The organism is Roseburia yibonii (assembly GCF_014297335.1).
Lineage (GTDB): Bacteria > Bacillota > Clostridia > Lachnospirales > Lachnospiraceae > Roseburia_D > Roseburia_D yibonii.
The window spans coordinates 59,728-85,569 of sequence record NZ_JACOQH010000009.1 but is presented as its reverse complement, the minus strand read 5'-3'; the positions used below and the strand labels follow the sequence as shown (position 1 = coordinate 85,569).

Sequence of the window (25,842 nt, the reverse complement as noted above, 5' to 3'; positions counted from 1 at the left end):
AAAGGTCGTTTCATCAGATTCTTATAGCAATCCAGCAAATAATCTCATAAATAATTGTCCCAGTCGCAAATATGCACTTCGTCCGGTTTGATATTGGTCTGTCACATCACGATATTCTCCCATCGTTCTTATCAGATCATTTTTTATTTCCACAACTGCCTGACAATCTGCCATAAAACAGCCGTTTTCAAAATGGTGATATAAACTTCGATAATCCAGATTAATTGTTCCACAACACCTGCTTTTGTTCCTCAACATGAGAATAATCTTTTCCAGGTACCAAAGATTCCAATTCCTGATTTGTAAATGATTTATTTCTGAGAAATTCAAAAAATAAGTTTAAGTGATTATTAATGAAATCTATTATCCCCATTGAATTAGCAGAAATAAGCAGCTTGCAGGAGACAGCTACATTGATGATGATTTGATATTTGCTCACGAGGATGGTACGCATATCAGTTCACAATACGCCGATGATATGTTCCGTTCACTCTATGAGCCTTTAGGACTTCCAAAAGTAGACCTGTATAGCCTAAGGCATTTCTCAATCACAAAAAAACTTGATTATAACAGGCATGACTATGTGAGCTTGGCTAAGGATACCGCCCATCGTCAGTTGAGTACGATACAGGACTATTACGAAACGCCGGAGGACAGCGTAAGAATTGACACAGCAAAAGCGATTGGAAAATTCCTTAGTCGCTCTGGCAAATCGGATTCTGAATCCAAAGTGACAATCTCTCTGAAAGATGAAGATTTTGCAAAAAAACTTGAGGAAGTGGCTTCTGATTCAGCCGGAAAACAGATGCTTGCGTTTGCCATCGCCATGTACGAAAAGAATAATTCGGGCAAATAAAGGTCATCCGACACCAACCGTATTTAACGCCGCTAATCACCTAAATATTTAGCTACTGTACAAAACCACTGAATTTACTGTATAATATAAGCGATACGAAACACCCGAACCATGATTCCCTTGCAGCAATAAAAGAGAAAAACCTCTCCAAGCGAAGCTTGATTATTTTTTCTTTTACTGCTCAATAAAAAAGCCGAAAACCCTTGAAAACAAAGGCTTTCGGCGTTATTATCTGGCGCGCCAAAAGGGATTCGAACCCCCGGCCTTCCCCTTAGGAGAGCTCCAACCTATTGTCACTCTCTGTCAATCTGAGGTAAGGTAAACCCAAGTGGGATACTATATAAAACTGTTTCCGATTCAATTCGAGTTATTCTGAATACCCCCTCTGTCAAGCTCTGTAAAGCTCTGAAAGTTAGCTGATTGTTTGCTCCAGCTAATAATTGGGGAATGCCTTGATATTACCATCGACATCTGTTATATGACCACCATGCTTCGTACGTTCGATCATGGTAAACAGTATTCAATTAAACTTCCTATCGAAAGCACAAGATATTTTCTTGTCTATAAATAATATAACGCATACGAGACGGTTTGTCCATGCGTTTTTGACTGGCAAATTTTATTCAGTAAAAATATCTGTAACCTTTTTTGTAACTGAATCTCCATCATTCCATCATCAAATGATGGAGATTCCAATAGATATGATGGAGATAGACTAATTACTTCATCGTCTTCGCCAGTGAATTGAGCAATGCCCGCATCTCTGGATTTGCCAACACTTTTGCCAGAAGTTCCGGATCGACTTCATCAGCAACAGTTGCATTATTATTTTCCTGCTGTACATGCATCTGTGGATCCAGATTCTTTTTCTCATAAAACGCTTCTTCAAAAAGCTCTGCATTTTTCCTTCGGTCATCATCCAGAATATGAGAGTACACATCCGTAACCATATTGACCTGAGCATGGCCGGAATCACCCTGTACCGCCTTGATGTCTCCACCATTCAATTTCAGCTTATAAGTAACGCTGCTATGACGAAAACTGTGAAATACAACCGGTGGGAGATTATAGTCCTCGATCAGTTTTTTTAAAGGACCACGTATTGCTCCATCTCCTAGAGGAAGCCCAAAGGTACTTGCCATAACCAGGTTATAGTCCATATATTCATCACCAAGGATTTCTTTCATTTCATCCTGTTCCGCTTTCCAGTCTACCAACATATTAGCGACACTCTTTGGTAAGAATATCTTACGCACACTGCTTTCTGTCTTTGGTGTTTTCAGAATACGGACCGTAGAATTCTTCTTATGATTTGTCGGGAATACCAACAACACATCTTTTCCATCCAATGCATTCAACGATTCTTTTCTTATACGCTGTGATTCTTTGTTGATGAAGACATATGCACGGTTTTCTTCAATTGCCTCAGGAGAAATATCTACACAATCCCAGGTAAGACCAAGCAGCTCACCAAGTCGTAAGGAACATGAAAAGGATAGATTTATTGCAAGCTTTAATCGCTCATCTTCACAGACACTGAGCGCATACATTAATGTATCCGCTGTCCAGATGTCTCTTTTTTGTGATTTATGTTTTGGTACAGTCGCATGGGTGCAAGGATTCTTCTCCATCAACTCCCATTTCACTGCCTGTTCAAAACAGTTTCTAAGCAGCTTATTAATATCCCTGACCGTACTGGAAGATACAAATTCATTTCGACTGGTTTTATTCAATGGATTGATAACTGCACGTCTCTTCAAAAGACTCTGATAATATCTTTCGATGAATCTGGTATTGATCTCTGAGAGTTTCGTATCACCAATGATCGGAAGAATATAGTTATTGATAAGAGAGACATTTCCTTCATATGTAGAAAGCGCCCAGTTTTCTTTGCCATAAAGTGCAACATATTCTGTAATAAGCTCGTCCAGTGTTTTGCATTTACGGACGACAAATGATCCCATCTCTTTTTTATATTCAATTTCTTTTTTTCTTCTCTTTGCTTCGGCTTTCGTTTCATAGGTTTCCCACTTCTGTTTCCTCTCACCTTTTTCATTCGTATAAGAATAGATTACATTAAATTTTCCATTTCGTTCTCTTATAGATGCCATATTATTGCATGCTCCTTTCCAAATCTCTTTGTTCCATCCAGTCCTCAAATTCATCCCGACAGATCCTTACTCGACTGCCAACTTTTATTACTGTGAACTTCCCTTTATCCGCCCACTTGTTGATCATGCTTCTGCTGACCTTTGCCAGATAGGAAGCTTCATCAAAAGTAAGATATTTTATATTTCCATTGCTTCCTCGTATTCCGGTTTGTGATAATTTCTTCCGCCGGAAATTAGCCAGGGCAATATTCTGTTCCTGTGCAAGTTCTTCATAATCATTCGATGGATCCAGCTTATAACGGTCCTGACCTTCCAGGAATTTTTGAAAACTCTCTTTTGTGATCCTTTTCTTTTCTGCAATCACAATGAATTCAAAAAAATGACTATACTTCGGATTATCAAGAATTGTATATACTGAACTTCTGGTTGTTCCAAGCAGCTGTGCCATCTCAGGCATCGTAATAGTTGCATTTTCCAAAAGAGCGTCTTTTTCTCTGTCTTCCTTTGTTCGATACCGGGACTGGCTTTTATACCAATTCCGAAAAGATTCTTTTGGTATTCGTTTCCAGTAATCGACAATAACAGCTTCCATTTGATTTTTCTTGAGTAAATCATAAACAAGATATTCATCAACACCCAACAGATCCGCGACTTCCTTAACAGAATAGGACCAGGATTTCAATTCTTTCCCCGGTTCTTCTCCGGTAACTTTATGGTATTTAATCTGATTGGCATACCATTTTTCAAAGCTGGCAATATTGATTCGTATCTTTCCGGCAATCTCTTTTGATTCAAAAACGTTTTTATGCACCAGCCAATATCGATCTGTCTTTTTTAATCCCAGTAGCTTTCCCATTTCCGGCACGGTCATCCAGGTCCTCTTTTGTGTTGGACGCCGTTTGTAAGGACTTTCTTCTGATATTTTCGAAATGATTTCTTCAACATCGTCCATTTCCGGAACTTCTTTTTGTTTCATAATTGCTGTTGCCATTTATTCTTCACTTCCTGTCTTTTTTAGTGTTAGTGTTTTTTCTTATATCATATCTCAAATCCAGATAAAAATTTAGGATGTCGATTGCAGATAAAATCTGCCTGATCAACACCCTGTTTTTTACTGTTCCAAGTTATCGAGCCAGTCATCGAAACTCTTCTTAGAGATGCGATACTTTCCGCCATCCAACTGGATCCACCGGAATTCCTTTTTCTTCAAAAGGTTATAAATAGTAGGTCTGCTGACTCCTAAGATTTCCTGTAACTCTTGAACTGTATAACATCTTTTCTCTGACATTTCTTTATCCTCTTTTCTTTGAAATATGAAAGAAAAATTATCCCTTCATATAACGAAACGCTCAGAGCATGTTTTACAGTGGTCAAAAGCAAATTTTTTTACTTTTTTTTTTACGAGTTTTCTTGCGAGTTTTTTTAATGCAATTCGTAAGAAACTCGTAACATTAGATTTTTATATTTTTCATGAAATTAAGTAAAGAAAAAGAGCATATGTAATTGAATCCATACACTCTATGATTACTGGAACTTTATTTCATTTTTAATTCAACAAACTGGAATTTACATTCTGCTCATATAAAATATATCAATAGCTTTACTTGCAAACTCTGCTGTGCCAACTCCTCCAACATCATCAATATTTTCCGTAAGTTCTCCTCCACCGGCATACATTCTTCCAAGACCGCATAAAATCTTATCAGAACATGTATAAAAATGATCTGTAATGTAATCCTGAAGTTTCCTTACCTGCAACTGCACCTGTTCATCTTCTGGGTCCATTTCTTTCATTTGTCCGAATTCAACAAATAATTGCATAAACTCATTTGCAACAGTAGCTTCATCGTCTTTCGTCCAGTTCTTTGTTTTCTCTTCAAACTCCTTATACTCAGAGGTTTGTCCCCATTGTTAAGTTGATTGAACCGCCGTATACGGAACCGTACGTACGGTGGTGTGAGAGGTCGGAATTTCTCATTTAAGAGAAATTCCTCCTACTCGATTATAAAATTGCAGTACACAGAAAAAAGCTGTAAAATGAAAAATATATTTGGCCTTGTAACAATTCTCGGACATTTGCCTGTTATATTATCTGCAAAAAGAAAAGGAAGTGACAATATGAAGCAGATTTTAATTGTCGAAGACGATAATCTTTTGAATAAAACGCTTACTTATAATTTGGAATTGGACGGTTACACAATAACTTCTGTTCTGAATGCAAGGACAGCCGCTGAATCATTAAAAACAAACATTTTTGATTTGGTATTGCTGGATATAAATTTACCAGACGGAAATGGTTATGACCTATGCCGTCTTATCAAGCCAGAGCATCCTGATACAGTAGTTATATTTCTAACTGCCAACGATCAGGAAAGCGATCAGATACAAGGATATGAAGCTGGTGCAGTGGATTATATCACGAAACCTTTTTCGATTAGTGCTTTGCAGCGAAAGATCAAAGCCATGTTCGCTATGTTGGAACATCACAAACCAGCTAAGGATATTTACGAGGATGGTAGCCTGTTTCTGGATTTTTCGGAACAATTTGCAAGTTTGAACGGGAAACCATTAGCGCTTTCTGCGATGGAATATAAAATGCTGAACCTATTTCTTAAAAATCCGAAGCAGGTACTTACCCGCCAACAACTTTTGGAAAGGCTGTGGGACATTGATGAAAAATATGTAGATGAACATACCCTTACTACTTCTATCAGCCGCGTTCGCAGTAAGATTGAAGCGGATGGCGACACATATATCAAAACGGTTTACGGTATGGGTTATCAATGGACAGGAGGCGAAAAGAAATGAAACTGAATAACCTTTCTGCTAAGAAAATTTGTAGACTGATTAGTGCTGGCATGGTTTTCTCTATGCTGGTAATTACTGGTATTTTCGGCGGTATAATGCAGGATACACGAATTTTCATAGCGGGTGGAACATTGACACTCTGTGCATTTTTCTGGATTTGGCTATTGGTGCTGTTTTTTGGAAAACGCCTTTCTCATCTTACTTCTAATTTGTGCCGGACGCTGGACAACATGATTGATGGAAGCGAGGAATTACAAAAGTCAAATGATAGTGAAACTCTTTTTGCCCGTATCAACCACCGCTTAATCCGGTTGTATGAGATTATGCAGAAAAACCGACACAAGGTAGACATGGAACGACAGGAGCTTCAAATGCTGATTTCTGATATTTCGCATCAAGTAAAAACGCCTGTCAGCAATTTGCAAATGGTAACGGACACACTTTTAACAAAGCCTGTTTCAGAAGAAGAACGGATGGACTTTTTACAAGGCATACGCAGTCAGACTGATAAACTGGATTTTCTGTTCCAAGCACTGGTTAAAACATCCCGGTTGGAAACCGGAGCGATACGATTAGAAAAGAAAGACAGCAGCTTATTCCATACGCTTGCACAAGCCATGAGCAGTATTGTATATGCCGCAGAGAAAAAAGAAATTGCTGTATCCGTGGATTGCCCGGAAAATTTGATAATCTCCCATGATAGCAAGTGGACAAGCGAAGCCCTTTTCAATCTGCTGGACAATGCAGTAAAATACACTCCGTCAGGTGGAAAGATTTCTGTATCAGTGGTTCAGTGGGAAATGTACGTAGAGGTCAAAGTGACCGACACCGGCAAGGGCATTTCAGAAAGCAATCAGGCTGCCATCTTCCGGCGCTTCTATCGTGAGGAAGAAGTACACGATCAACAGGGTGTAGGAATAGGTTTGTATTTGGCTCGTGAGATTGTAACAAGGCAAGGGGGCTATATCAAGGTCGTTTCAGAGCTGGGGCAAGGCTCAGAATTTTCTATTATGCTTCCTGTAAGGTAAGATATAACCACTTTTTTTGAAATGTCCGAGCGTTGTAACATTTCACCCTGATTTTCGATAAAAATTTTTTCTATCTCGGACATTTGTGTAACATTTGTGGTTTACAATGGCTTTATCAACAGATAGAAAGCCTTGAAAGGAGCATTTGAATATGAGCATTTTACAAACAATCGACTTAAAGAAGTATTACGGCACAGAACCAAATATTACTCGTGCCCTTAATGGTGTAAATTTTACTGTGGAACAGGGAGAATTTGTTGCCGTAGTTGGAACTTCCGGCAGCGGTAAGTCTACATTGCTTCACATGATGGGAGGACTTGATACCCCCACTTCCGGCAGCGTGATTGTACGGGGAGAAGAACTCGCAAAAAAGAATGATGATGAATTGACAATTTTCCGCCGTCGTAACATCGGATTTATCTTCCAAAATTATAATCTGGTTCCGATTTTGAATGTATATGAAAATATCGTCCTGCCTGTGGAACTGGATGGCGATACAGTAGACCAGAAATTTATGGACGAAGTTGTGTATATGTTGGCTTTAGAAAATAAACTGGAAAATATGCCGAACAATCTTTCAGGCGGTCAACAGCAACGTGTAGCGATTGCACGAGCTTTAATTACGAAGCCTGCGATTATCCTTGCTGATGAACCGACCGGAAATCTTGATAGCAAGACCAGTGCAGATGTGTTAGGGCTTTTGAAGCGTACCAGCGGAGAATTTAATCAGACCATTGTAATGATTACTCACAACAACGAGATCGCTCAACTCGCAGACCGCATTGTACGGATTGAAGATGGTAAAATTGTTGGCTAAAGGAGGTGGGAATTATGAATTATCCTTTTGAAAATGATACCAGTGCAGTAATTAAAAAATTAGCACGAAAAAGTGTGCGTTTTGATAAGAAGAAAAACTTATTTTGCCTTTCGGCAATTATTGTAGCCGTTGCTATGATAATGATGTCGTTGCTCACAGTGCAAAATATCATTTATCAAAATCAGAAAGAAATCGAAGGATTACATCAAGGGATTTTCTTTGACATTACGCAGGACAGTAAAGAAAAGTTGTTAGCAAACGAAGAAGTAAAAAGTGTAGGACTTTCCTGTAATATCAAAACAGTGAAAGAAAATTCTAAAGAACTGTCTCTGATTTATTATGATGATGACATGCTTAGTTTGATTCCTGCCTTTGACGGAAAATATCCAGAGAAAGCAAGTGAAATTGCTGTTACAGATGCCTTTTTTGCCAGTGAAAATAAGTCTCCGGAAATCAACGCCATAGTTCAGTTGAATCTGGATGGTACTTTGAAGAATTATACTATTGTTGGTATTTACCATGATAAAACTTCTACCGCTTATCCTGTTTTTGTTTCACTTGAAAAATGCCGGGAATTACGTGGAAATGACCTGCTTAATGGATATGTTTGGCTTGAAAATGCAGATACCCTTACAAAAGACGAAGCAACAGAAATATTATCTCAAATTTCAGAGGAGACTGGACTGAATAATTGGACAGTCAGCAGTTACTATGATTATGTAAATACAACTTTGTCCTTCAGTAATTATGCGGTATATGGTGTAGTTGCTGCCATTTTGTTTTTAGCTGCCGCACTTGTAATTTACAGCATTTTCTATATTTCGGTTGGACAAAAAGTTGCTGAGTTCGGACAGCTTCGGACAATAGGGGCAAGTAAAAAGCAAATTTATAAAATAGTTCTTAAACAGGGTTATATGCTTGCAGTTCCGGGGATTTTAATTGGTAGTATCATGGGAACAATCATCAGCTATTGTCTGCAATCAAAAGGCTGGTCAGTATTTGCATTTATTGTTTCTCTATGTGGCGCATGCCTTTTTGGAATACTGCTTGTTTATATTAGTGTTCGTAAACCAGCAAAAATTGCAGCGAATACTTCTCCAATTTCCGCCCTGAAAAATCCAGTGGGAATTGTAAATTACCGCACTCACAAAAGACATCGTATTACGCCTGTATATTTAGCGAAAATCAGCTTTTCCAGAAACAGAAAAAAATCTCTATTGACCATTTTATCATTGGGACTGTGCGGAGTTATATTTTTCCTTGCAGCAAGTTATCAGAGTTCTTTTAATGCCGAGAGTATGGCTCGTTATTGGGATATGAAGTACGGAGATTTCAAAATCAGCATTGATTTAGAAAACGAAAGTGAAAATTTGGATGCTCTCTTGCAGAAAGAATATTTTTCTGATTATGTAAAGCGTGTTGGAGATATAGAGGGAGTTAGCAATATATTTACTTATGCTACCGTACCAGTTGATTTCTCAACAGACAATGATATTTCAGATAGCACCTTGATGCTCGGCTATAATGAAAAGGATTTGGCGTCGCTAAATGCAGCGGTTTTGTCTGGAAATATTACTGATGATACAGAATTAGTTGTAAGTGATCCCGAACGTATTTATGATGTTTACCATTGGAAACCTCAAATTGGGGATACTGTGACCTTTAATTTCAAAAATCATAGTGGTAAAACAATAACAAAAGCATTCAAAATTGGTGCAATCACTTCCAGCAATGATGGAATGGGTGGCTATATTTTCAGAATGCCGGAAAATATGCTCAAAGAACTTGCAGGTTATGACTGTACATACGCAATCGAAATACAAGCAGAAGCTGAATATCAGGAGATAATCGAGCAAGAACTCAAATTACTCGTTTCTGACAATAGGGATGTTCGCTTACAAACCCTTCAAGATTTTATTGTAGAACACCAATCAGACAATCGTGCAGGTTTTACATTAGCTTATGCGATTGCAGCCATCTTGTGGATATTTGCGGTCATCAATCAAATCAATCTTACTGTGACAAATCTTTTATCACAGAAACAGGAAATGGGCACACTAAAATCTATTGGTATGACAAATAAGCAGTTGGAGCAAGAATTTATGATGGAAGGTCTTTTTACTACTTTGATTGCATTGCTTATAACTGCTGTTGTTGGAATCCCCGGCGGATATGCAATCGGTATATTTTTGAAAAATGCAGGCATGTCTACGGGATTTGTATTTCCGGTTGTTGCTTTTACTCTTTTTGCTGTTGCTATGTTTATGCTTGAAAGTTTGATGACAATATTGCTTATTCATTCATGGAAGAAGCAATCTGTTATTGCAATAATGCGAAATTGACGATAGAAAGTTTTTCATATCTCGGTCAGCTCAACAATTACATTACTCTGCTGATACAGCCAGTCCGTAAATTCTTTCGGGCTGGCTGTTCCTGTTTTTACAGCCTTTTTTCTCTGCAATGAACCCTTCTCTTTGGTAAAAAGAAATTGCTCTGGCATTCTTCTGGTATACATTTAATCGTAAGCTAACTTTTTTATCCTTAATATAATCCAATAAAAGTTTACCTATGCCACATGACTGCATTTCATCAGAGACAAAAATACCTTCGATATATTCATCATTTAGTCCTACAAATCCTTGTATCATTTTATCCGCTTCAAACACATAGACTTCGGATTGTGACATCATATCTTTCACTAATTCATAATTACTTTTCCAATATTGATTGGAAATAAAATAATGTGCTTTCAGATTTGTCTTTAACCATATGTCAGCGACTCTATCGATATCTCCGTTCAGCAACTTTCTAATCATAACAAATTTTCTCCACAACTAAATCCTTTATGCTTTTCTCTTTTTTTCATTCTATCACAAGCTCACCATTAATCATCATTTTTTTTGATGTTTTTTCTTTTCCCCCACTGTAAAACAGCCTCTGAGCGTTTCGTTATATAGAGGGGTACACATACAGAGCAAGATCCACCCATGTTTAACAGTATTGCCATTTGGCATCCTGTTCTCCTATGGGATTTATCTTGATGGGGATCTCCCCATACCCTCTCAATAACAGACGTTTCACTTGTCTGTTGGTTCCACCTAAAGGTGTTCACAGCACTATTTCTAATATCGGAAGGGACAGCCGATATTGAAATACGTGGACTCCCAGTGGGAGGAATAGTCTCAGCGGAAGGAGGAGTATGAGAACAAAAAACAAAGATAAAGAACTGAATCACAGACATTTTATAGGATTACGTCTTACAGATGTCGAACTGGATTTATTAGATCAAGGTGCAGCTTGTTTGTCCATTAGCCGATCAGAATATCTGAGAAAACTCCTGCTTGAAAAGCAAATCAATCATCAGATTGAAGTTGTTGCAGACATGAATGATCTCAGAAAACTGGTCAGTGAATATGGAAAGATTGGATCGAATCTAAATCAGATCGCCAAGCATTTTAACAGTGGTGGCAGTCAGTCACGTGCTATAGAAAACGAAATCCATCAGTGTATCACGGACTTATTCCTATTGAGAAAAGAGGTACTGAAACTGGCAGGTGGTATGAATGGCAATCGTAAAACACATTAAAAGCAGAAATGCTAATTACTCGGCTGCTATCAATTACCTTCTGTTTGAACATGATGAAAAAACCGGGAAAAAGATTGTAGATGAATCCGGTCGAAGCATCTTGCGAAAAGAGTTTTATATGGATGGGCTGAACTGTGATCCGATGTCTTTTGACAAAGAATGCGAACTGACAAATGCTCATTTTCATAAGAATAAGAAACGTGAAGATATCAAAAGTCATCACTACATTATCAGCTACGATCCAGCCGATGTTACAGAAAACGGTCTTACCGGAAAGAGAGCACAGGCAATCAGTTTGGAACTTGCAAAGCAGATGTTTCCCGGATATCAGGCACTGGTAGTTACTCACACCGATGGCCACAATGAATCCGGAAATATCCATACTCACATCGTTATCAACAGTGTGCGAAAGACTGCAGTGGAAAGGCAGCCATATATGGATAAACCACATGAGGAAGCCGCCGGTTACAAGCATCGTTCCACTGATAAATTCATGAGCACTTTTAAGAAAATTGTCATGGATCGGTGCCGACAGGAAGGACTTCACCAGATAGATCTTCTTGCTCCAGCTGAAAGAAAAATCACTCAGAAAGAGTATATGGCACAGAAACATGGTCAGCAAAAATTTGATGAGATCAATCAGAAAATCATCGAAGATGGTCTCAAACCAACATCCACCGTGTTCCTTACACAGAAGGAATATTTGCGAAATGCGATTAATGAATGTGCTGCCACTTCCAATAGTTTTGATGAATTCCAATCCAAACTTCTGGAACAATTTCAGATTTCTGTAATTGAGCATCGTGGCAGATACAGCTATCTTCATCCTGATCGACAGAAGAGGATCACTGAACGTGCACTTGGAACACGATATGGAAAAGCACACCTGGAACAGACCTTCTTACGCAAGGATCCACTGACCATTCTCTACGTCAGATCTCACCTGCGCCTGGTTGTAAATCTCCAGACAAATGTGAAAGCAATGCAGAGTCCGGCTTATGCTCATCGGGTAAAACTTTCTAACCTGCAGCAAATGGCAAATACCATTATCTATGTGCAGGAGCATGGATTTGATACACAGTCAGATCTGAAAAACACATTGCTTGCATCAAAGCAGGAACTGGCTGAACTGCAGACACAGTTTACTCAGCATCGATCTAATCTAAGAATCCTAAACGAGCAAATTCGTTATACCGGACAATACTATGCAAATAAGGAAGTTTATTCCCAGTTTTCAAAAGCAAAGTACAAAGGAAAGTACCGGAAAGAACATGCGAAGGAAATTCAGAAATATGAAGAAGCCAGAGATTGGCTGAGATCCTTTTATCAGGATGGAAAGATGACAAGCCTAAAAACCCTGACTTTACAAAAAGAAAAACTGCAACAGCAGATAGCTTCCGAAGAAGAAGCAATAAGCAGCTTGAAAGAAAAATTAAAAGATCTGGACACTGCCGATCAGAATGTTGATGCCATTCTTCAGATGCAGATTCCAGAACCAGTGAAATCAAAAACCAAAGATCTCGAACGATAACTATTACAAAACAAAGGAGGAACTATCACATGACACAAGAAGAATTTAATGTTGTATTTGAACTTCAGATGAGAAAGTGTGCCGATATTCTGGCACATAAAAAGAAAGAATATACCGGTGATAATATTGATCGCCTCAGTGCATTCAAGATTGCTGCCGCTTTACAAAACTGCGATCCAAAAGCAGCACTGGCCGGTATGATGTCGAAACATGTCGTATCCCTTTACGATATGTGTTATTCCACTCTGTTACATTTTGACATGAAACAGTGGGATGAAAAAATCACAGACTGCATCAATTATCTGATCCTTTTAAAAGCTCTGGTAAAGGAGGAACAGGCCTATGGATCACATTGAAACAGCTATCTTAAACTGCTATGGAATCCGGGAAGCAGAACAGAATATGGTCTTTGCTGCCAGACTCACACAACACGGTCATACGATCCAGAACATGGCAGATCTGATGGATCTTTACCGTCAATCCTACAGTCAGAAGACTGTAGAAAACATTGCAGGGCTTCCGCATCCAACCGTGCAGAAATTCATGGTCATTACCGTAGCTGTTGTTGGTGCAAGCAGACGCTTCCTGGCACAGATCACAAGACATCAGAACGAAGTAAAGTACATGAGTGCATCTCTGCAGTACAGCAATTATTCCGGTCATGCTGCATTTGCTATTCCATATGGAATCATGAAAGCAGATAAAGAAATCCAGGATATTTACAAGAAAAGCTGTCAGTCAGATCTGGATCATTATGCAGAGCTTTGTGCCTTAGGCATTGATCATGATTCAGCCGGATATGCCACACCTCAGGGACTTCGAAACGTACTGATCATCAGCGCGACACCTTACCAGTGGAAGCATATGATTGGCCAAAGAACCTGCCGAAGAAATACGGATGAAACAAGGATTGTGATGCTACAGATCTGGCAAAGATTGTACAAATTAAGCCCAATCCTTTTTGCACCGGATCTTACCGGTCCATTCTGTCAGAGAGGAAGCTGCATGGAAAAACAGATGTCCTGCCAGAATCCTATTTCAAAGCTTTGGATACCGTCAGATATCTTAAAAGCAGATTATCCATTGCTCATCAGGAAGGAGGTGAGCAGCCATAAAGATTAAACTGATTGACTTTGGTCTGAAAGCAGATCATCATCCCTTCCGGCCACATGAAAATGATGCCGGTGCGGATGTATTCATGCCTTATGATTGCGTATTAAAGCCAGGCGAAGTTGCGAGAATTCCGCTTGGATTTGGTCTCATCATCCCGGATGGATTTGCCGGATATGTCTTTCCACGAAGCAGCATGGCTGCAAAAGGACTGGTATGCGAACTTCCACCGATTGACTCCGGTTACCGTGGTGAGATCCATGCCATTATCAGCAACGTGAGCACATCTTCTCAGATCATTCATAAAGACACACGCGTCGGTCAGCTGGTGATCACACCGGTTGTGATTGCAGACTTTGTCCTGGATCTCGGTGAAGAACGAGGAACTGGGGCTTTTGGAAGCACCGGAGAATAATACTATGATTACATTTGGAAGAAAATTAAAACACTTAAGACAGAAAAATCATCTCACCCAGAAAGAACTTGGCATGGCTGTTGGATTTCCCGACAGCTGTGCTGATGTCCGGATTGCTCAGTATGAAAGCGATGTCCGAACACCAAAAGAGGATCTTATGAAAATCTTTGCATCAACACTCGGTGTTCCGGTTGAACTCTTTACTGTACCGGTACTCTCAGAACCTAGGGAATATGAGGCGGCGGAGTATTGGAGGTATGAGTTAGGGGTGGAACTAGATTAATTGTCATAATACTGATATGAGGCAACGGATTTTCCGCTGCCTCGCTTTTATCATTTTGAGGGTAATTGAAAATATCCTCCTGTGTTGAGCAATCCTCTTTTTCTGCGCTTTATCTGCATATCTATATATTTCATTTTATTTCTGTTCCATCGATAAAAAGCACATATTTATCCGGATTATGAACAATATCATAATCTTTTCCATATTCAATCGGTCTAAATTCTATCTGCATAATGGATTTTCCATTTTCGATATCTTCTTTCCAAGAATATACGGTCATATCAAGGCTGGTTGCATATCCATGATCTGTAGAAAATTTTATTGAATGAAATGAATTCTCTTTGTACATTTTTAAAAGCAGTCTTGTAAATGCTTCTTTATCAGAAATATTTTTTCTGTTAGCAACTACTGTAAGATTCTCATCTCTATTCATAGAAAAACTGCCAACTACATCTGGCTCACCTTCTTTATGCTTTAATAAGCTTTTCCCAATTATCATTCCAACAATAATCGAAAAAACGATAGCAACAAATACAAGTGTTATATTTTTTTTCTTCATTTTATCAAGTTCCTTAGAATTATATATAAGTCTTTAGAACTACTATATCATATTTTCACGTTAAACCAAATAAAAAAGAAGAGCAATAAGCCCTTCCATCTTCTTATTCACGTATTTATTCCACCAATGCTCTCACTGCATTGATAATTCTCTGTTGCTTTTCTTTAGGTAGTTTCTCTATCATTTCAGATAATTCATTCGTAACGCCGCTAACCGAATGTGTCACAACATCAATCAATAGTGTATCTGCTGAAACATCTAATGCATTTGCAATCGCAATAAAAGTATCAAGTTTTGTTACTTTCAGTCCTCTCTCTATAACACTTACATGAGTTGGACTCAAGTTTACCAGTGCTGCCAATTCTTCTTGTGTAAGATTCTTAGCTTCCCTTGCAGCTTTTATTCTCTGACCAACCGCCTTTAAATCCATTGTGACACCTCCTTTAGAACGATAATTCGGTCTAAAATTAGTATAACGATTGATCTTTAAAACATACAGAATCTACAGATTGTCAACTTGTTCTTTAGAACTATTTTAAATTAAAAAGGCCCAAAAGGGCACTTTCCCTTTTGAGCCTATACACTTTATCAGCTAACGTATTTTGCTTTCATTTTTTCTCATGGTCATGAGGCTTTTTTCTCTTAAATCGCATTCTATGAATCCTTCGATTGCTCTTTCTGTTCTTCAATAATTCGTTCGGTTGCTTTATGAATTCTATCCTTGGAATAGGGTGGTCTTAAATTCAATGATAACCGCCCTTTTTTAATCATATACGTTTCACTACCATCCTCCGAAGATCCTTTCAACCAGCAATCATCCGGATACTTCTCCGCAAAAGACCTCAACCGTTTCTGCAAGTTCTGATTGAAGGTATACACATCATAGAATCCATCATCTTCATTAGTCAGAATAATCGTTTCTTTTTCACACTTTAACCTTCGCATATTCTATCCCCGCTTTCTTTCCATTTCCTGATCCAGGTACTTTGGTATCGGCTTTCCGGACCGGCGAGCAATGGCAATCTGTTTCTGATGCAGTCGTTTGATTACGGACCTTCGTTTCTTAGGTTTATTATTTTGTTGATTTCGGGACGTCTGTTTGTTATTGCGTGCATCAGAAATTTTTTCCAGGTTCTTCTTCTGATTATTCACCAGACCGTCCACCATATCATAGTTAGCTTCTGTACCAGATTCTCTGCTTCGTTCATAAGTGCCGTTCTGGTAGAATTTCTGGTAATGTTCCAGACGGATTTTACCATCTTGTTTTAGCTGTTCGACCGGATTTAGCGGTACCTGCTGTTGGATGTAATCATGAATCTTTTGTTTTGTCTTTTCATCGAATTTCTTACATTCTTCGACAACCATTTTTCCATAAGCATCCAGGATAACACCCTGGGCCTGATCTCGGTATACCTGATGTTCCATCAAATAAAACTGTTTTCCATCAATAATGACGGTGTCTGTTGCAATCCAGTTCCCCTTTTTCCCATCAATCTGATAATTCTCAGTTTCCATAGTGATCAGTGCACCGGATGTGTTGATACGAATAAATCCGGCCAGATACTGTGGATAGTTCTCATCTACATAGTAGCAGCTGATTTCTCCATTCTTGTTCAATACGAGCACGTCACTGACTTCGCATTGATTTTTCGTCCGTTTCCAGATGTCAGCGACTTTTTCATTTTCCTGCATTTCATGAATCGAGATTAATCGGTAATTTTCGACAGTAATCGACACATTCTGCTGTCTTGCCTCTTGATATGGCAGATGCCACAGTGCTTTTCCTGCTGTCTGCTGATCTACTCGGTAGACTGCAAATTGATTAAGCTTCATAGGCATCATCCTCCAAGTTATTCAGATAATAATTCAGATCCAGAGAATAGTAGTATTTGTCTTCGATCTGCTGTAATTTTCCAACTGTAGAATTAATGATCTCAATTATTTCATCATTCTCAGGATCACTTTCTTCCTGTTCCAAAACTTCCAAAGCTTCTTTCAGTGTTTGGATTGTTTCTTCCTTTGTGTGCTGCTGGAAGATAGCAGTAATAGTTAGTTCGTTTTCTTCCAGGTTTACATTTCTCATAGGCTCATTTCCCCCCTTTTCTTTTTCGGTATTGGTTTCATCTGTATATTCAGCTCCTTCTCGTTTTTTTCTTCGCTTATATTTTTTTCGTTATCCACTTTCTTATTGGATTCCAGAGGATTTTCCACATTTGGATGTCTTTCTTCCAAGTATTTTTCCACACGACTGATTGCATTTTGCACATAAGAATTTTCTCTAAATCCAGGAATCGAATTCAAAAATTCTTTCTGTATTTTTCCTTCAATCATCAGACTCTGCATTCCTTCATAATCACTTCCGTCTTTCAGATCAAAGCCAACACATTTCAGTCCATGCATACGTTCTGATGGGATTTTCTCATAAGCTTCCAAGGCTTCTGGTAATGTCAGGTCATAATGTACTTCACCCATTACAGGAAATTCAGCACATTCAGCCGCATAAAAGCTGATACATGTAAGATCATTTTCATAATCCACATTTTCTATTTCCGGGACAATATCGAGTATTTTTTCTCTTTGTGCTGCAAAGTCTGGAAGTTCTGCAAATCCAAATCGATCCACGTAATATGCCTGCATATCCCCACCACGATTTGTAATGATAACATCACTGACCGACATAGAATGTGCTTTATAATCTGCCGGTGGATTATCGTTGAACATAGCGTACAAATCATCCAGCTTTTCATTTTCATATAATCTGCCAGAATAGACACATTTATAATTTTCTGCATCGATTGTAATTCCATCTTCTTTGACCATTGCCATATTCATAAATAAATGTTGTTTTCCCGGTGTGTCTTCATCCACATGATAAATCGCATAGCGGTCACCATTACCTCTGAACATTTCTTCCTCTAGGGTATAATCATACTTAAATGGGTACATAGCCCGATCAACTCTCTCCGAAACATCCGTCCCTTCTGCAATCGTATCTTCCAGCCAGTCTTTGATATCTCCCCATGATTCAAACTGCAAATACCCAGCAATTTCATGTGTCCCATCCGGTGCCAGTACAATATGTCCCGGTTCGCTTTCCCGATAATCATAGCGGTATCCGGCTGCTTCCAGTGCATCTACCAAAATGCCGTATTTTTCATGTAATTCTGTTTTTTGTTTTTCTTCAAGAATGATTTCAAGTTCTTCTGTAAGCTGATCGATCATTTCACCGGCTGTCTTGCGGATCACATCCATAGATGCTTTCATTTCCTTCATTTCCCGGCTGCTGCTCCAACCTGCAATATAAGGAAAACTGTAATCCGATGTATCCAAACCAAAGGAAGAACACACACAGTAAGCAACGGATTCTGCTTCAACCTCTTTTGTCAGACGGTCTTTTTCTACACCCAGGCTTTCCATGATTTCCTTGTCATGCAGTTTAGCATGGGCTGTTTCATGAATAGCAGTCTTTAAGGTCTGACTTTCACTGAGCCCTTTTTTGATCACGATTTCCTTGTCTGCATTGTGATAATATCCATTGGCATTTCCATCAATCTCATCGAATCGTATCGGCACTGGGGATATTTTCTGAATTGCCTGCATGAAAGAATCAAAGTCCTGCACAGCTGCAGTCAGTAATTCCGGTGCCAGTGTCTGGATCGGTTCCCCGGATGTCTGAGCAATATCAAAGACGGTAACTGCTTTAAAATGCGGAACTGTAACTTCCACCTGTTCAGTCTTAGGTTTTCCATCGGTTCCCATGATCGGTCGCTGATTTTCATCCAGAACCTCTTTTTCCTTCATTTTCTTATATGGTGCCGGTGCAATGATTGTAATTCCTTTTTCCCCTTTCATGACCTGTCTACCCATGGACTGCCAGTTTTTGTAGCTGGTAACAAGTGTGGCATCCGGTCGCTGCATGGCAATCAGCATTGTATTATTAAAGGAATAATTGTGAAACTTTGCCATGGTTTTAAGAAATTCCTGATAGCGGTTACTTGTAAAAAGTTCTTCCACACCGGATTCCAGTGACTGCATAATGCTGTCCATATCTTTTCCTTGGACCGGCAGTGGAATAGTAGTAGTTTTATTTTGTTCTGTCATAATACTCCTTTCCAAAAACGCCCCACGACATTGTGCTTATGCCGCAGGGCTTTTTATTAGTTGATGAGATGATTATTTTTTATTAGAGTTCCATATCGTGCTTCTTTGTTTTCGGTTTCTGATCTGGCTGTTCTTTTCCTGTTTTCTCTGTTTTTGCAGCCTGTGCTCCTTTTTCTTTCTGACGTTCCGTAAATCTGTCAGCTTTTTCAAAGACGTGATCCTTTGTGTCAAAGTGATATACATCATTGGTAAGGCGTTCTGCTGGTGCTACCTGAGTCGCATTGACTTCTGTGACCATCATCCTTAATTCATCTGCACTGACTTCTCCATTGTCAGGAAGAACCAGCATTTGATGGATTGATGAAGGGAGAATAAAGTAGTCCTGTCCAAGGAGTTCACCCAGATTGTCCATTACTTCCGGATAGAAGAGAGCACCGGCACCATCGATTCTCTGCTGATTTGTCACTACAAAAAAGGTTGGCATCTGAGCGGATTCTCTAATAGATTCCTGTAGCATTTCTCTTTCTTCCGGTGACATCATGAACAGATCCTTCTCAACCAATTCCTCCATAATCGCGCCCATGGAAGATACTTCGGGTGCCATAATACGTGGAGAACTTTTCATAGCATCTTCATGAAGCTGTTCTGCTGTAATGCCGTACTGTTTAAGTAAGTCATTTTTGATGAGCATAGAACTCAATCCTTCCTCATCCATGCTGACGGCTACGTGATAGGTAATCGCAAGATCTTCCTTTAACTGATGCGGAACATTCGCAAGCATATCTTTATTTGTTTCTGCCGATGATACACGAATAAACAGATTGTCCTTTGCAATGTCATAATCCATGATGGATTTGAGATTCACCTGGATTGGTGCTTCCATAACCACATCTGCAATTCTTCTGCATACGCTTTCCATCGTTACGCCAGGCTGATTCTGATAGGCTTTATAGAGCTGATCCATGTTGATGGTCGGTGTGATCGTTTCGTCTTCCTTTTTCACCATCAGGCCCTTGTAAGTAGTATTTAATTTCTGGTAATCCATAACGGATACCTCAGCATTCTCATAAGCCTCTGGTAAAAAGCGTTTGATATTGTCCTTTACTTCATTTACAAATTCATTAAAATTCATTCTTCGTTTCCTCCTCTAATCTGTTTTCTTATTTCTTTTTGCTTTTGTTTTTTGGTTTCTTTTTGGGAAAGGATAAAGAAAAATTCACCTTTCCGGTTTCATCTGTATCCATATGGAGATCTGCCTCAAAGTACATATTTTTCTTTCTGGAATACAGGTCTTTCACATGCACACTTCCGTTTTTCAGAAGTTCTGCAGCCATCTTTTTATCCATGGTTTTTTCCATGCTCTGCAGATAGCGGTTGTCTTTCCAGAGAGCAAAGTGACAATCATGGTTGCTGCAATAGAAGTTGGTTTTACTTTCATATACCAGGCTTCCACATACCGGACAGGTTCCAATGCTTTCTCTGGTCTGAAATCTTCTTGTTTCTTCTTCGGAAATCGCATCGCATCCATTCAGCATCATGGTCAGCATGTTTTTGATCCCAGTCATAAACTGTTCCGGTGCAATCTCTCCATGCTCCATCAAAAGCAACTGGTTTTCCCATTCTGCAGTCATACTTGCAGATTTCAGGAAGTCTGGCAGGATCTCAACAAGGACTTTTCCATCATCTGTTGGAAGGATCTGTTTTCCTTTTCGGGTGGCATATTGGGAATAGATCAGTTTCTCGATGATACCGGCTCTTGTTGCCGGAGTTCCTAATCCTTTCTTTTCCGTATCTTCATCGAATTCCTTATTTCCAGCTGTTTCCATTGCCGCAAGGAGAGTATCTTCGCTGTATGGTTTTGGTGGCGATGTAAAATGTTCTGTCTTTTCTGCAGCTACAGCATAGAAAGTCTGTCCCTGGGTTACTTTCGGCATCCTCTCTTTCATTTCCTGATCCGGATCTACGATTGCCATGCGGTCCTTATTCTTGAAGCAGTTTTCAAAAAGTTTCCATCCATCCTGCAGAACAATCTTTCCTTTTGCTTTGAAGATTTCTCCCTGGCATTCCACTTCAATCTCTGTTTCCTGGCAAATGTGATCCTTACTCATTGCCATGACCGTATGGACTGCGATCAGGAAGAGAATCTTTTCTTCCCAGGATTTCAGTTCATCCAGATGGCTGGATGCAAGCTCCATCGTTGGGATGATTGCATGGTGATCTGTCACTTTGCTGTTATTCATGACTTTCTTCACATCTGGCTGCTCCGGCTGATCAAACGGACCTGTCAGCTGATATTTCTCATAAATCTGACGAACCACATTTCTTGCGGTCTGTTCCATATCTTCTGTCAGATACTGGCTGTCTGTTCTTGGATAAGTGATCAGTTTCTTTTCGTACAGGCTCTGAGCGGTATCCAGTGTCTGTTTGGCTGTCATTCCATAGATACGGTTTGCTTCTCTCTGCAGTGTGGTCAGGTCATAAAGCTTTGGTGCTTTTACTTTCTTTTCCGTTTCTTTTACTGCAGTGACAATAGCTTCATTTCCATGGCATCTGCTTCTTAACTGTTCCGCCTCATCCGGATCAAAGATCTTTGGCTTTACTGCCGGAATTCCGTCACAATCCAGTTCTACATTGAAATACTTTTCTTTCTGGAAATTGCTGATCTGTCCGGCACGTTCCACCAACATGGCAAGTGTCGGTGTCTGAACCCTTCCAACGGTCAGCTTTTTGAAGTACTTTGTGGTGTAAGCTCTGGTTGCATTCATTCCTACCAACCAGTCAGCCTGAGAACGGCATACAGCAGCTTCGGCCAGATGTCGGTATTCCTCTGCGGATCTCAGATGCTGCATTCCATCAAGGATTGCTGAATCTTCCAGAGAACTGATCCATAATCGTTTCACCGGCTTTTTACTTCCGGATAAGTCATAGACATGTTTGAAGATTAATTCTCCTTCACGTCCGGCATCACAGGCATTTACGACGTATTCAATTTCCGGACTGTTGAGCAGTCTTTTTAAGATATAGAACTGATCTTTCTTATCTTCTGAGACTGTAACTTTCCAGTCTTTCGGGATGATCGGGAGATCTTCATATCTCCACTGGTTAAATTTCTCATCGTAAGCATCCGGTGAAACATATTCGGCCAGATGTCCGAAGCACCAGCTGACCATACAGTCGGTTCCTTGTAAATATCCGTCTTCTCGTTCCTGTGCTCCAATCACTTCTGCGATTGCTCTTGATACACTTGGTTTTTCTGCAATTACTAAATACATGATGTATTACCTCCTTCATATAACGAAACGGAGAGAGCATGTTTTACAGCCCCCTCCGCTAAAAAAGTTTATTTATTTTTCATTTTCTTCAAAATCTTCGTCTTCAGACTCTTCCTCATCCGGAACTTCTTCCAGTCCACCTGTTTCCAAACCTTCCGGCTGATCATCCTCATCTTCCTCTTTTTTAGGTTTATAGATCTTGAAGTAGTAGTAAGCTGCCACACCACCGAGAGCCAAAATCAGGATTGTTGCCATTGCACCCATATTGGTTTTTGCAGATGCTGTTTTCTCCGGATCAATGGTAGCTTCCTTGTCTACATCCTCATTATTTGTTTCATCCAGCACTACCTTTGATTTATCTGGCTGTGGTGTTACGACAGTAGCAGTGCTGTCTTTATCCAGAAATTCGGACAGATCATTCTCATCAATCTGGGATAACATATAGACATTCTGTGATGTGGCACTACGGTCGATCACGATATAGAAAGTGTTGTTATTCTTCGTTGTAACCGTAAGAAATTCCTTTGTGGAATCATCGGTAATGTCATCCTTGACTTCACCATTGCCAGGTGTCGTAAATGCAGTTCCCTTGTCTGTTCCATCTTCCGGCAGCACCTCGTTTGTGTTTGTCGCCTCGTCCTTTTTCTCTTCTTTGTCTGTTGACTGTTCCGTCTGAGTTGTCTCTACTTTGGATGCCTCTGCCGATTCATCTACATAGGCAAATGCTGTGGTTGATGCTGTAAAAAGCATCATGACTCCCAACAGCAGTCCTGCCATTTTCTTATTCATTTTCTTCCATTTCACCATTCTGATATTCCTCCTTATTTTCTTCTGTGAATACAAAGGAGCCTGAACCTTCATCGTCAGACTCCCTGCTTACCTGAAATTTAACTTTTCCACTCTGGATACCATCCAAAAGATCATATAACTGATCATTATCCATCTTCATACCACGGATGCACCTGATCATCTCATTGTCCTCTTCCTGCTTTAATGCAGCCTGGACACCCCTAAGATATTGCTGCAGATCCGCGATCTTTTTCTCTGTCTTGGCAATCTCATCCAGATATTTTTTAATCTTTTTATTCAAACTTTCACCTCCCTTCGTTCACCCCTTTATGGCAGTCTTCCAAAGCACATGAAATGTTGCTGCCAGTAGGATGTGCTGATATTTGAGTAATGGATCGGATCCCCGCAATGGATCATCATATTGTTACCGACATAGATACCCACATGGCTTGCACCAGATGTGTTATACGTTCCCTGAAAGAAGATCAGATCTCCTGGTTTTGCTTCTTCCGGTGATACATAAGTACATACGCCTCTTAATCCATCCGCGGTTAATCGTCCATAGTTCCATCCATTACCACAGTGGTTAATGACATAGGATACGAAACCTGAGCAGTCAAATCCGGACGGAGAGTAGCCACCCCATACATAAGGTACTCCCAGATATTTTTCTGCTTCCCGGATCATCCGGGCAAATTCTTCATCCTGCAGTGCTTCCGGTGGAATCTCATAGCTCATTCCATTACCGCCTGATCCACTGGTCACATTGTTTACATCCCACAGATAATTTCTGTTTCCATAGGTCGTATTTAACGCATTGTAAATAATCAGCTGTTCTGCATTCAGATTGGCTCTTGCCACAGCATCAAAACTTCCATTTGTCAGTGTCACATACAGAATCTTCTTGGTGCTTGTACTGGTAACGGTTACTTCCTGACTGCCATTGTCATCTGCGATATAAGCTTCCCAGGTCTGGTGTCCATGAGCAGAGGCTGCAGCATGGTTATCATAGTAAACGTCAAACTGGACACCATATCGTGCAAAGGCTCCGGTATCCTCAACTGTGTATTCCACACCATTCATTACTACCTTAGTGCCAATCGGCACAAATGGATTGGAAGCATCTACAGCAATGGTATGGTTTGCAGTTGGATATGCACCACTAGCAGTTGGACCTCCGGACCATACACCACAACAGATTCGACAGTTACAATATCCGCTGGTCACTACCTGTCCTAATGATTCTCCGACTCGAACATTTCTGGTTTCTGTCACCGTTTCTGTTCGACCTTCTGTATTCAGATGATATTGTGCTTCAAAAAGAGATTGCAGCTCGTTTTCAACATCTGAGTACGTCCAGTCCCCGTATTTTGCGGTAAGATACGAGATAAGATGGTATGGATTATGACCAATCTCAGCAATGTTGTACTGATACTCGTCATAATTTGGATGTCTTCGTTCCATCTCATTGATCTGCTGATTCAAGGCACTTTCCAAAGCGGCATATCTGTTTTCGGCAGCATAGATATCCTCGTCTGAACTTGGATACGTTGTAATACCGATCACAGATCCAGCACCCTCAATAGAGGCACTGCAGCTCCCCAGAGATACTGCTATGACAAGAAAAAGAAGCGCAAAAATACCGATGCCTGCGAACATGGCACGATTACGCTTTATAATCTCTTTCAAGGCAATCTTTGCTTTCACCGTCATGTTCTCGACACCGGTAATGGTTGTCGCTCCACCTAGACTGCCAGCGGATTTTCCGGCTCTGGCTGCCCGGTATGCATCCTTATATCGTTTTTTCTGAAAGAAGCGGTTATAGAAATGTCTCTTTTGCTCAGCGTTCTTTACCGATTCTGCATGTTTGACTCCTTCCATACTTTCTGCAGAACCAAATTTCAGTTTCTTTTCTACAGTAGCCTCACGATAACCTCTGCGATGGGTTTTCACATCCGTTCGTTTGCTGCGGATCTGAGCATGACGTAGGCCACGTAACGCAGCTTCTGTTTCACGCTCTGCAAGTCTGGCACTTTCCACACCTGCATTTTCATCTGTTTCTTCCTCTTCGGAAGTGACTGCTTTCATGCCAGATATAACAGCTTGTGTAGCAATGTATTTCCCGGCTGTCCCTCCCGGTTTCATGCCAGCACCTTTCACCATTTGATTTCCTTCATCATCAAAAGATAATCTTCCGGCTTTTGCCTGTTCTTTGGTCATCTGTTTTTGCAGCTGCTTCTTCCGAATGGATTTCTTTTGGCTGTTCAGATTATTATCATCATCCGGGATTTTTTCATAACGATGCAGTTTCTTTTGATATCCGGATACTTTTTCTTCCGGTGTAACTTCAACTGTATCCTCAACAGCTTCCTGCCGGACAGAAGATTTCCGGATCTTTTCCATCTGCAGTCGTTTTCCTTTTCCTGATTTTGAATCTTCATTCTCAGCCTTTTTCCGTTCCCGTTCAGGAACAAATTCTTCCTTATTTTCCGGTCGTCCTCGACTCCTGTGACTGATATCTTTTACACTACCATCACGAAGATTTTCTTCTGTCAGACCATCCCTGGTCATCTTTG

At 40.0% G+C, this 25,842-nt stretch carries 25 protein-coding genes and 2 pseudogenes; 11 read left to right on the top strand and 16 right to left on the bottom strand.

The window, feature by feature from the left end; genetic code table 11:
• Nucleotides 1-21: 21 nt before the first annotated feature.
• A pseudogene (locus tag H8Z76_RS11710) lies at nucleotides 22-234 on the bottom strand (cardiolipin synthase); the annotation flags it as partial.
• 349 nt (nucleotides 235-583) lie between these two features.
• Between H8Z76_RS11710 and H8Z76_RS13695 the strand changes: the two are divergent.
• On the top strand, nucleotides 584-856 hold the full coding sequence (locus H8Z76_RS13695) for a hypothetical protein (protein ID WP_243240541.1): 273 nt from the start codon (nucleotides 584-586) through the stop codon (nucleotides 854-856).
• A gap of 719 nt (nucleotides 857-1,575) precedes the next feature.
• On the opposite strand, the gene H8Z76_RS11700 is transcribed toward H8Z76_RS13695, so the two are convergent.
• The 4 genes and pseudogenes from H8Z76_RS11700 to H8Z76_RS11685 form a co-directional block, all read right to left on the bottom strand.
• The gene (locus tag H8Z76_RS11700; protein ID WP_173688246.1) at nucleotides 1,576-2,967 is read right to left on the bottom strand and encodes a tyrosine-type recombinase/integrase; all 1,392 of its coding nucleotides are present in this window, start codon (nucleotides 2,965-2,967) and stop codon (nucleotides 1,576-1,578) included.
• A gap of 1 nt (nucleotide 2,968) precedes the next feature.
• Nucleotides 2,969-3,958: a helix-turn-helix domain-containing protein gene (locus H8Z76_RS11695; RefSeq protein ID WP_186982566.1), complete on the bottom strand. Its 990-nt coding sequence runs from the start codon at nucleotides 3,956-3,958 to the stop codon at nucleotides 2,969-2,971.
• Between the two features lie 120 nt (nucleotides 3,959-4,078).
• The gene (locus H8Z76_RS11690; protein ID WP_003864535.1) at nucleotides 4,079-4,255 is read right to left on the bottom strand and encodes a helix-turn-helix domain-containing protein; all 177 of its coding nucleotides are present in this window, start codon (nucleotides 4,253-4,255) and stop codon (nucleotides 4,079-4,081) included.
• A 278-nt stretch (nucleotides 4,256-4,533) separates the two neighbouring features.
• A pseudogene (locus H8Z76_RS11685) lies at nucleotides 4,534-4,866 on the bottom strand (TipAS antibiotic-recognition domain-containing protein); the annotation flags it as partial.
• A gap of 219 nt (nucleotides 4,867-5,085) precedes the next feature.
• Here H8Z76_RS11685 and H8Z76_RS11680 point away from each other — a divergent pair.
• The 4 genes from H8Z76_RS11680 (at nucleotide 5,086) to H8Z76_RS11665 (ending at nucleotide 9,962) form a co-directional block, all read left to right on the top strand.
• Nucleotides 5,086-5,775 (top strand): response regulator transcription factor, encoded by a 690-nt coding sequence (locus H8Z76_RS11680; RefSeq protein WP_201856663.1) that lies wholly within the window; start codon nucleotides 5,086-5,088, stop codon nucleotides 5,773-5,775.
• Entirely contained in the window at nucleotides 5,772-6,803 is a 1,032-nt protein-coding gene (locus H8Z76_RS11675) for a sensor histidine kinase (RefSeq protein WP_173688241.1), read from the top strand. The genes H8Z76_RS11680 and H8Z76_RS11675 overlap by 4 nt, the downstream gene beginning before the upstream one ends.
• 151 nt (nucleotides 6,804-6,954) lie before the next feature.
• On the top strand, nucleotides 6,955-7,620 hold the full coding sequence (locus tag H8Z76_RS11670; protein ID WP_173688240.1) for an ABC transporter ATP-binding protein: 666 nt from the start codon (nucleotides 6,955-6,957) through the stop codon (nucleotides 7,618-7,620).
• Nucleotides 7,621-7,634: 14 nt separating this feature from the next.
• Entirely contained in the window at nucleotides 7,635-9,962 is a 2,328-nt protein-coding gene (locus tag H8Z76_RS11665) for an ABC transporter permease (protein ID WP_173688239.1), read from the top strand.
• A gap of 42 nt (nucleotides 9,963-10,004) precedes the next feature.
• Here H8Z76_RS11665 and H8Z76_RS11660 read toward each other — a convergent pair whose 3' ends face one another.
• Nucleotides 10,005-10,436, bottom strand: a complete 432-nt coding sequence (locus H8Z76_RS11660) for a GNAT family N-acetyltransferase (RefSeq protein WP_186982564.1) — start codon at nucleotides 10,434-10,436, stop codon at nucleotides 10,005-10,007.
• Between the two features lie 383 nt (nucleotides 10,437-10,819).
• On the opposite strand from H8Z76_RS11660, the gene H8Z76_RS11655 reads away from it, so the two are divergent.
• The 6 genes from H8Z76_RS11655 to H8Z76_RS11630 are packed head-to-tail and all read left to right on the top strand — an operon-like array spanning nucleotide 10,820 to nucleotide 14,545.
• A complete protein-coding gene (locus H8Z76_RS11655) occupies nucleotides 10,820-11,206 on the top strand; it encodes a plasmid mobilization protein (RefSeq protein ID WP_055183012.1) in 387 nt (128 codons plus the stop codon).
• The gene (locus H8Z76_RS11650; protein ID WP_186982563.1) at nucleotides 11,184-12,737 is read left to right on the top strand and encodes a relaxase/mobilization nuclease domain-containing protein; all 1,554 of its coding nucleotides are present in this window, start codon (nucleotides 11,184-11,186) and stop codon (nucleotides 12,735-12,737) included. The genes H8Z76_RS11655 and H8Z76_RS11650 overlap by 23 nt, the downstream gene beginning before the upstream one ends.
• Nucleotides 12,738-12,766: 29 nt before the next feature.
• Nucleotides 12,767-13,093, top strand: coding sequence for a hypothetical protein (locus H8Z76_RS11645; RefSeq protein ID WP_009263519.1), 327 nt, complete (start codon nucleotides 12,767-12,769; stop codon nucleotides 13,091-13,093).
• A complete protein-coding gene (locus tag H8Z76_RS11640; RefSeq protein ID WP_118700680.1) occupies nucleotides 13,080-13,859 on the top strand; it encodes an FAD-dependent thymidylate synthase in 780 nt (259 codons plus the stop codon). The genes H8Z76_RS11645 and H8Z76_RS11640 overlap by 14 nt, the downstream gene beginning before the upstream one ends.
• Complete coding sequence (locus H8Z76_RS11635; protein ID WP_118001296.1) at nucleotides 13,849-14,262, top strand: dUTP diphosphatase; 414 nt, start codon at nucleotides 13,849-13,851, stop codon at nucleotides 14,260-14,262. Before H8Z76_RS11640 ends, H8Z76_RS11635 begins: the two co-directional genes overlap by 11 nt.
• Nucleotides 14,263-14,266: 4 nt before the next feature.
• Nucleotides 14,267-14,545 carry a helix-turn-helix domain-containing protein gene (locus H8Z76_RS11630; protein ID WP_186982562.1) on the top strand — a complete coding sequence of 93 codons (279 nt, stop codon included), beginning with the start codon at nucleotides 14,267-14,269 and terminating at the stop codon, nucleotides 14,543-14,545.
• 130 nt (nucleotides 14,546-14,675) lie between these two features.
• Here H8Z76_RS11630 and H8Z76_RS11625 read toward each other — a convergent pair whose 3' ends face one another.
• The 10 genes from H8Z76_RS11625 to H8Z76_RS11580 form a co-directional block, all read right to left on the bottom strand.
• A complete protein-coding gene (locus H8Z76_RS11625; protein WP_003864549.1) occupies nucleotides 14,676-15,104 on the bottom strand; it encodes a hypothetical protein in 429 nt (142 codons plus the stop codon).
• Between the two features lie 115 nt (nucleotides 15,105-15,219).
• Entirely contained in the window at nucleotides 15,220-15,534 is a 315-nt protein-coding gene (locus H8Z76_RS11620; RefSeq protein ID WP_003864550.1) for a helix-turn-helix domain-containing protein, read from the bottom strand.
• A gap of 518 nt (nucleotides 15,535-16,052) precedes the next feature.
• On the bottom strand, nucleotides 16,053-16,937 hold the full coding sequence (locus H8Z76_RS11615) for a YodL domain-containing protein (protein WP_005334798.1): 885 nt from the start codon (nucleotides 16,935-16,937) through the stop codon (nucleotides 16,053-16,055).
• Nucleotides 16,927-17,187 carry a transposon-transfer assisting family protein gene (locus H8Z76_RS11610; RefSeq protein ID WP_003864553.1) on the bottom strand — a complete coding sequence of 87 codons (261 nt, stop codon included), beginning with the start codon at nucleotides 17,185-17,187 and terminating at the stop codon, nucleotides 16,927-16,929. Before H8Z76_RS11610 ends, H8Z76_RS11615 begins: the two co-directional genes overlap by 11 nt.
• Entirely contained in the window at nucleotides 17,184-19,205 is a 2,022-nt protein-coding gene (locus H8Z76_RS11605; protein ID WP_186982561.1) for a YodL domain-containing protein, read from the bottom strand. Before H8Z76_RS11605 ends, H8Z76_RS11610 begins: the two co-directional genes overlap by 4 nt.
• 82 nt (nucleotides 19,206-19,287) lie before the next feature.
• Nucleotides 19,288-20,337, bottom strand: a complete 1,050-nt coding sequence (locus tag H8Z76_RS11600) for a DUF5688 family protein (protein ID WP_186982560.1) — start codon at nucleotides 20,335-20,337, stop codon at nucleotides 19,288-19,290.
• A gap of 28 nt (nucleotides 20,338-20,365) precedes the next feature.
• Nucleotides 20,366-22,477: a DNA topoisomerase 3 gene (locus H8Z76_RS11595; RefSeq protein ID WP_186982559.1), complete on the bottom strand. Its 2,112-nt coding sequence runs from the start codon at nucleotides 22,475-22,477 to the stop codon at nucleotides 20,366-20,368.
• A 72-nt stretch (nucleotides 22,478-22,549) separates the two neighbouring features.
• A complete protein-coding gene (locus H8Z76_RS11590; protein ID WP_005334804.1) occupies nucleotides 22,550-23,284 on the bottom strand; it encodes a CD1107 family mobile element protein in 735 nt (244 codons plus the stop codon).
• Nucleotides 23,259-23,567 (bottom strand): DUF4315 family protein, encoded by a 309-nt coding sequence (locus H8Z76_RS11585; protein ID WP_005334805.1) that lies wholly within the window; start codon nucleotides 23,565-23,567, stop codon nucleotides 23,259-23,261. Before H8Z76_RS11585 ends, H8Z76_RS11590 begins: the two co-directional genes overlap by 26 nt.
• Before the next feature lie 26 nt (nucleotides 23,568-23,593).
• Complete coding sequence (locus H8Z76_RS11580; RefSeq protein ID WP_186982558.1) at nucleotides 23,594-25,837, bottom strand: C40 family peptidase; 2,244 nt, start codon at nucleotides 25,835-25,837, stop codon at nucleotides 23,594-23,596.
• Between the last annotated feature and the right edge of the window lie 5 nt (nucleotides 25,838-25,842).

Coding starts and splice junctions, on each gene's coding strand:
- H8Z76_RS11700 (WP_173688246.1), bottom strand. CDS start 2,967: ATGGCATCTATAAGAGAACGAAATGGAAAATTTAATGTAATCTATTCT.
- H8Z76_RS11695 (WP_186982566.1), bottom strand. CDS start 3,958: ATGGCAACAGCAATTATGAAACAAAAAGAAGTTCCGGAAATGGACGAT.
- H8Z76_RS11690 (WP_003864535.1), bottom strand. CDS start 4,255: ATGTCAGAGAAAAGATGTTATACAGTTCAAGAGTTACAGGAAATCTTA.
- H8Z76_RS11680 (WP_201856663.1), top strand. CDS start 5,086: ATGAAGCAGATTTTAATTGTCGAAGACGATAATCTTTTGAATAAAACG.
- H8Z76_RS11675 (WP_173688241.1), top strand. CDS start 5,772: ATGAAACTGAATAACCTTTCTGCTAAGAAAATTTGTAGACTGATTAGT.
- H8Z76_RS11670 (WP_173688240.1), top strand. CDS start 6,955: ATGAGCATTTTACAAACAATCGACTTAAAGAAGTATTACGGCACAGAA.
- H8Z76_RS11665 (WP_173688239.1), top strand. CDS start 7,635: ATGAATTATCCTTTTGAAAATGATACCAGTGCAGTAATTAAAAAATTA.
- H8Z76_RS11660 (WP_186982564.1), bottom strand. CDS start 10,436: ATGATTAGAAAGTTGCTGAACGGAGATATCGATAGAGTCGCTGACATA.
- H8Z76_RS11655 (WP_055183012.1), top strand. CDS start 10,820: ATGAGAACAAAAAACAAAGATAAAGAACTGAATCACAGACATTTTATA.
- H8Z76_RS11650 (WP_186982563.1), top strand. CDS start 11,184: ATGGCAATCGTAAAACACATTAAAAGCAGAAATGCTAATTACTCGGCT.
- H8Z76_RS11645 (WP_009263519.1), top strand. CDS start 12,767: ATGACACAAGAAGAATTTAATGTTGTATTTGAACTTCAGATGAGAAAG.
- H8Z76_RS11640 (WP_118700680.1), top strand. CDS start 13,080: ATGGATCACATTGAAACAGCTATCTTAAACTGCTATGGAATCCGGGAA.
- H8Z76_RS11630 (WP_186982562.1), top strand. CDS start 14,267: ATGATTACATTTGGAAGAAAATTAAAACACTTAAGACAGAAAAATCAT.
- H8Z76_RS11625 (WP_003864549.1), bottom strand. CDS start 15,104: ATGAAGAAAAAAAATATAACACTTGTATTTGTTGCTATCGTTTTTTCG.
- H8Z76_RS11620 (WP_003864550.1), bottom strand. CDS start 15,534: ATGGATTTAAAGGCGGTTGGTCAGAGAATAAAAGCTGCAAGGGAAGCT.
- H8Z76_RS11615 (WP_005334798.1), bottom strand. CDS start 16,937: ATGAAGCTTAATCAATTTGCAGTCTACCGAGTAGATCAGCAGACAGCA.
- H8Z76_RS11610 (WP_003864553.1), bottom strand. CDS start 17,187: ATGAGAAATGTAAACCTGGAAGAAAACGAACTAACTATTACTGCTATC.
- H8Z76_RS11605 (WP_186982561.1), bottom strand. CDS start 19,205: ATGACAGAACAAAATAAAACTACTACTATTCCACTGCCGGTCCAAGGA.
- H8Z76_RS11600 (WP_186982560.1), bottom strand. CDS start 20,337: ATGAATTTTAATGAATTTGTAAATGAAGTAAAGGACAATATCAAACGC.
- H8Z76_RS11595 (WP_186982559.1), bottom strand. CDS start 22,477: ATGTATTTAGTAATTGCAGAAAAACCAAGTGTATCAAGAGCAATCGCA.
- H8Z76_RS11590 (WP_005334804.1), bottom strand. CDS start 23,284: ATGGTGAAATGGAAGAAAATGAATAAGAAAATGGCAGGACTGCTGTTG.
- H8Z76_RS11580 (WP_186982558.1), bottom strand. CDS start 25,837: ATGACCAGGGATGGTCTGACAGAAGAAAATCTTCGTGATGGTAGTGTA.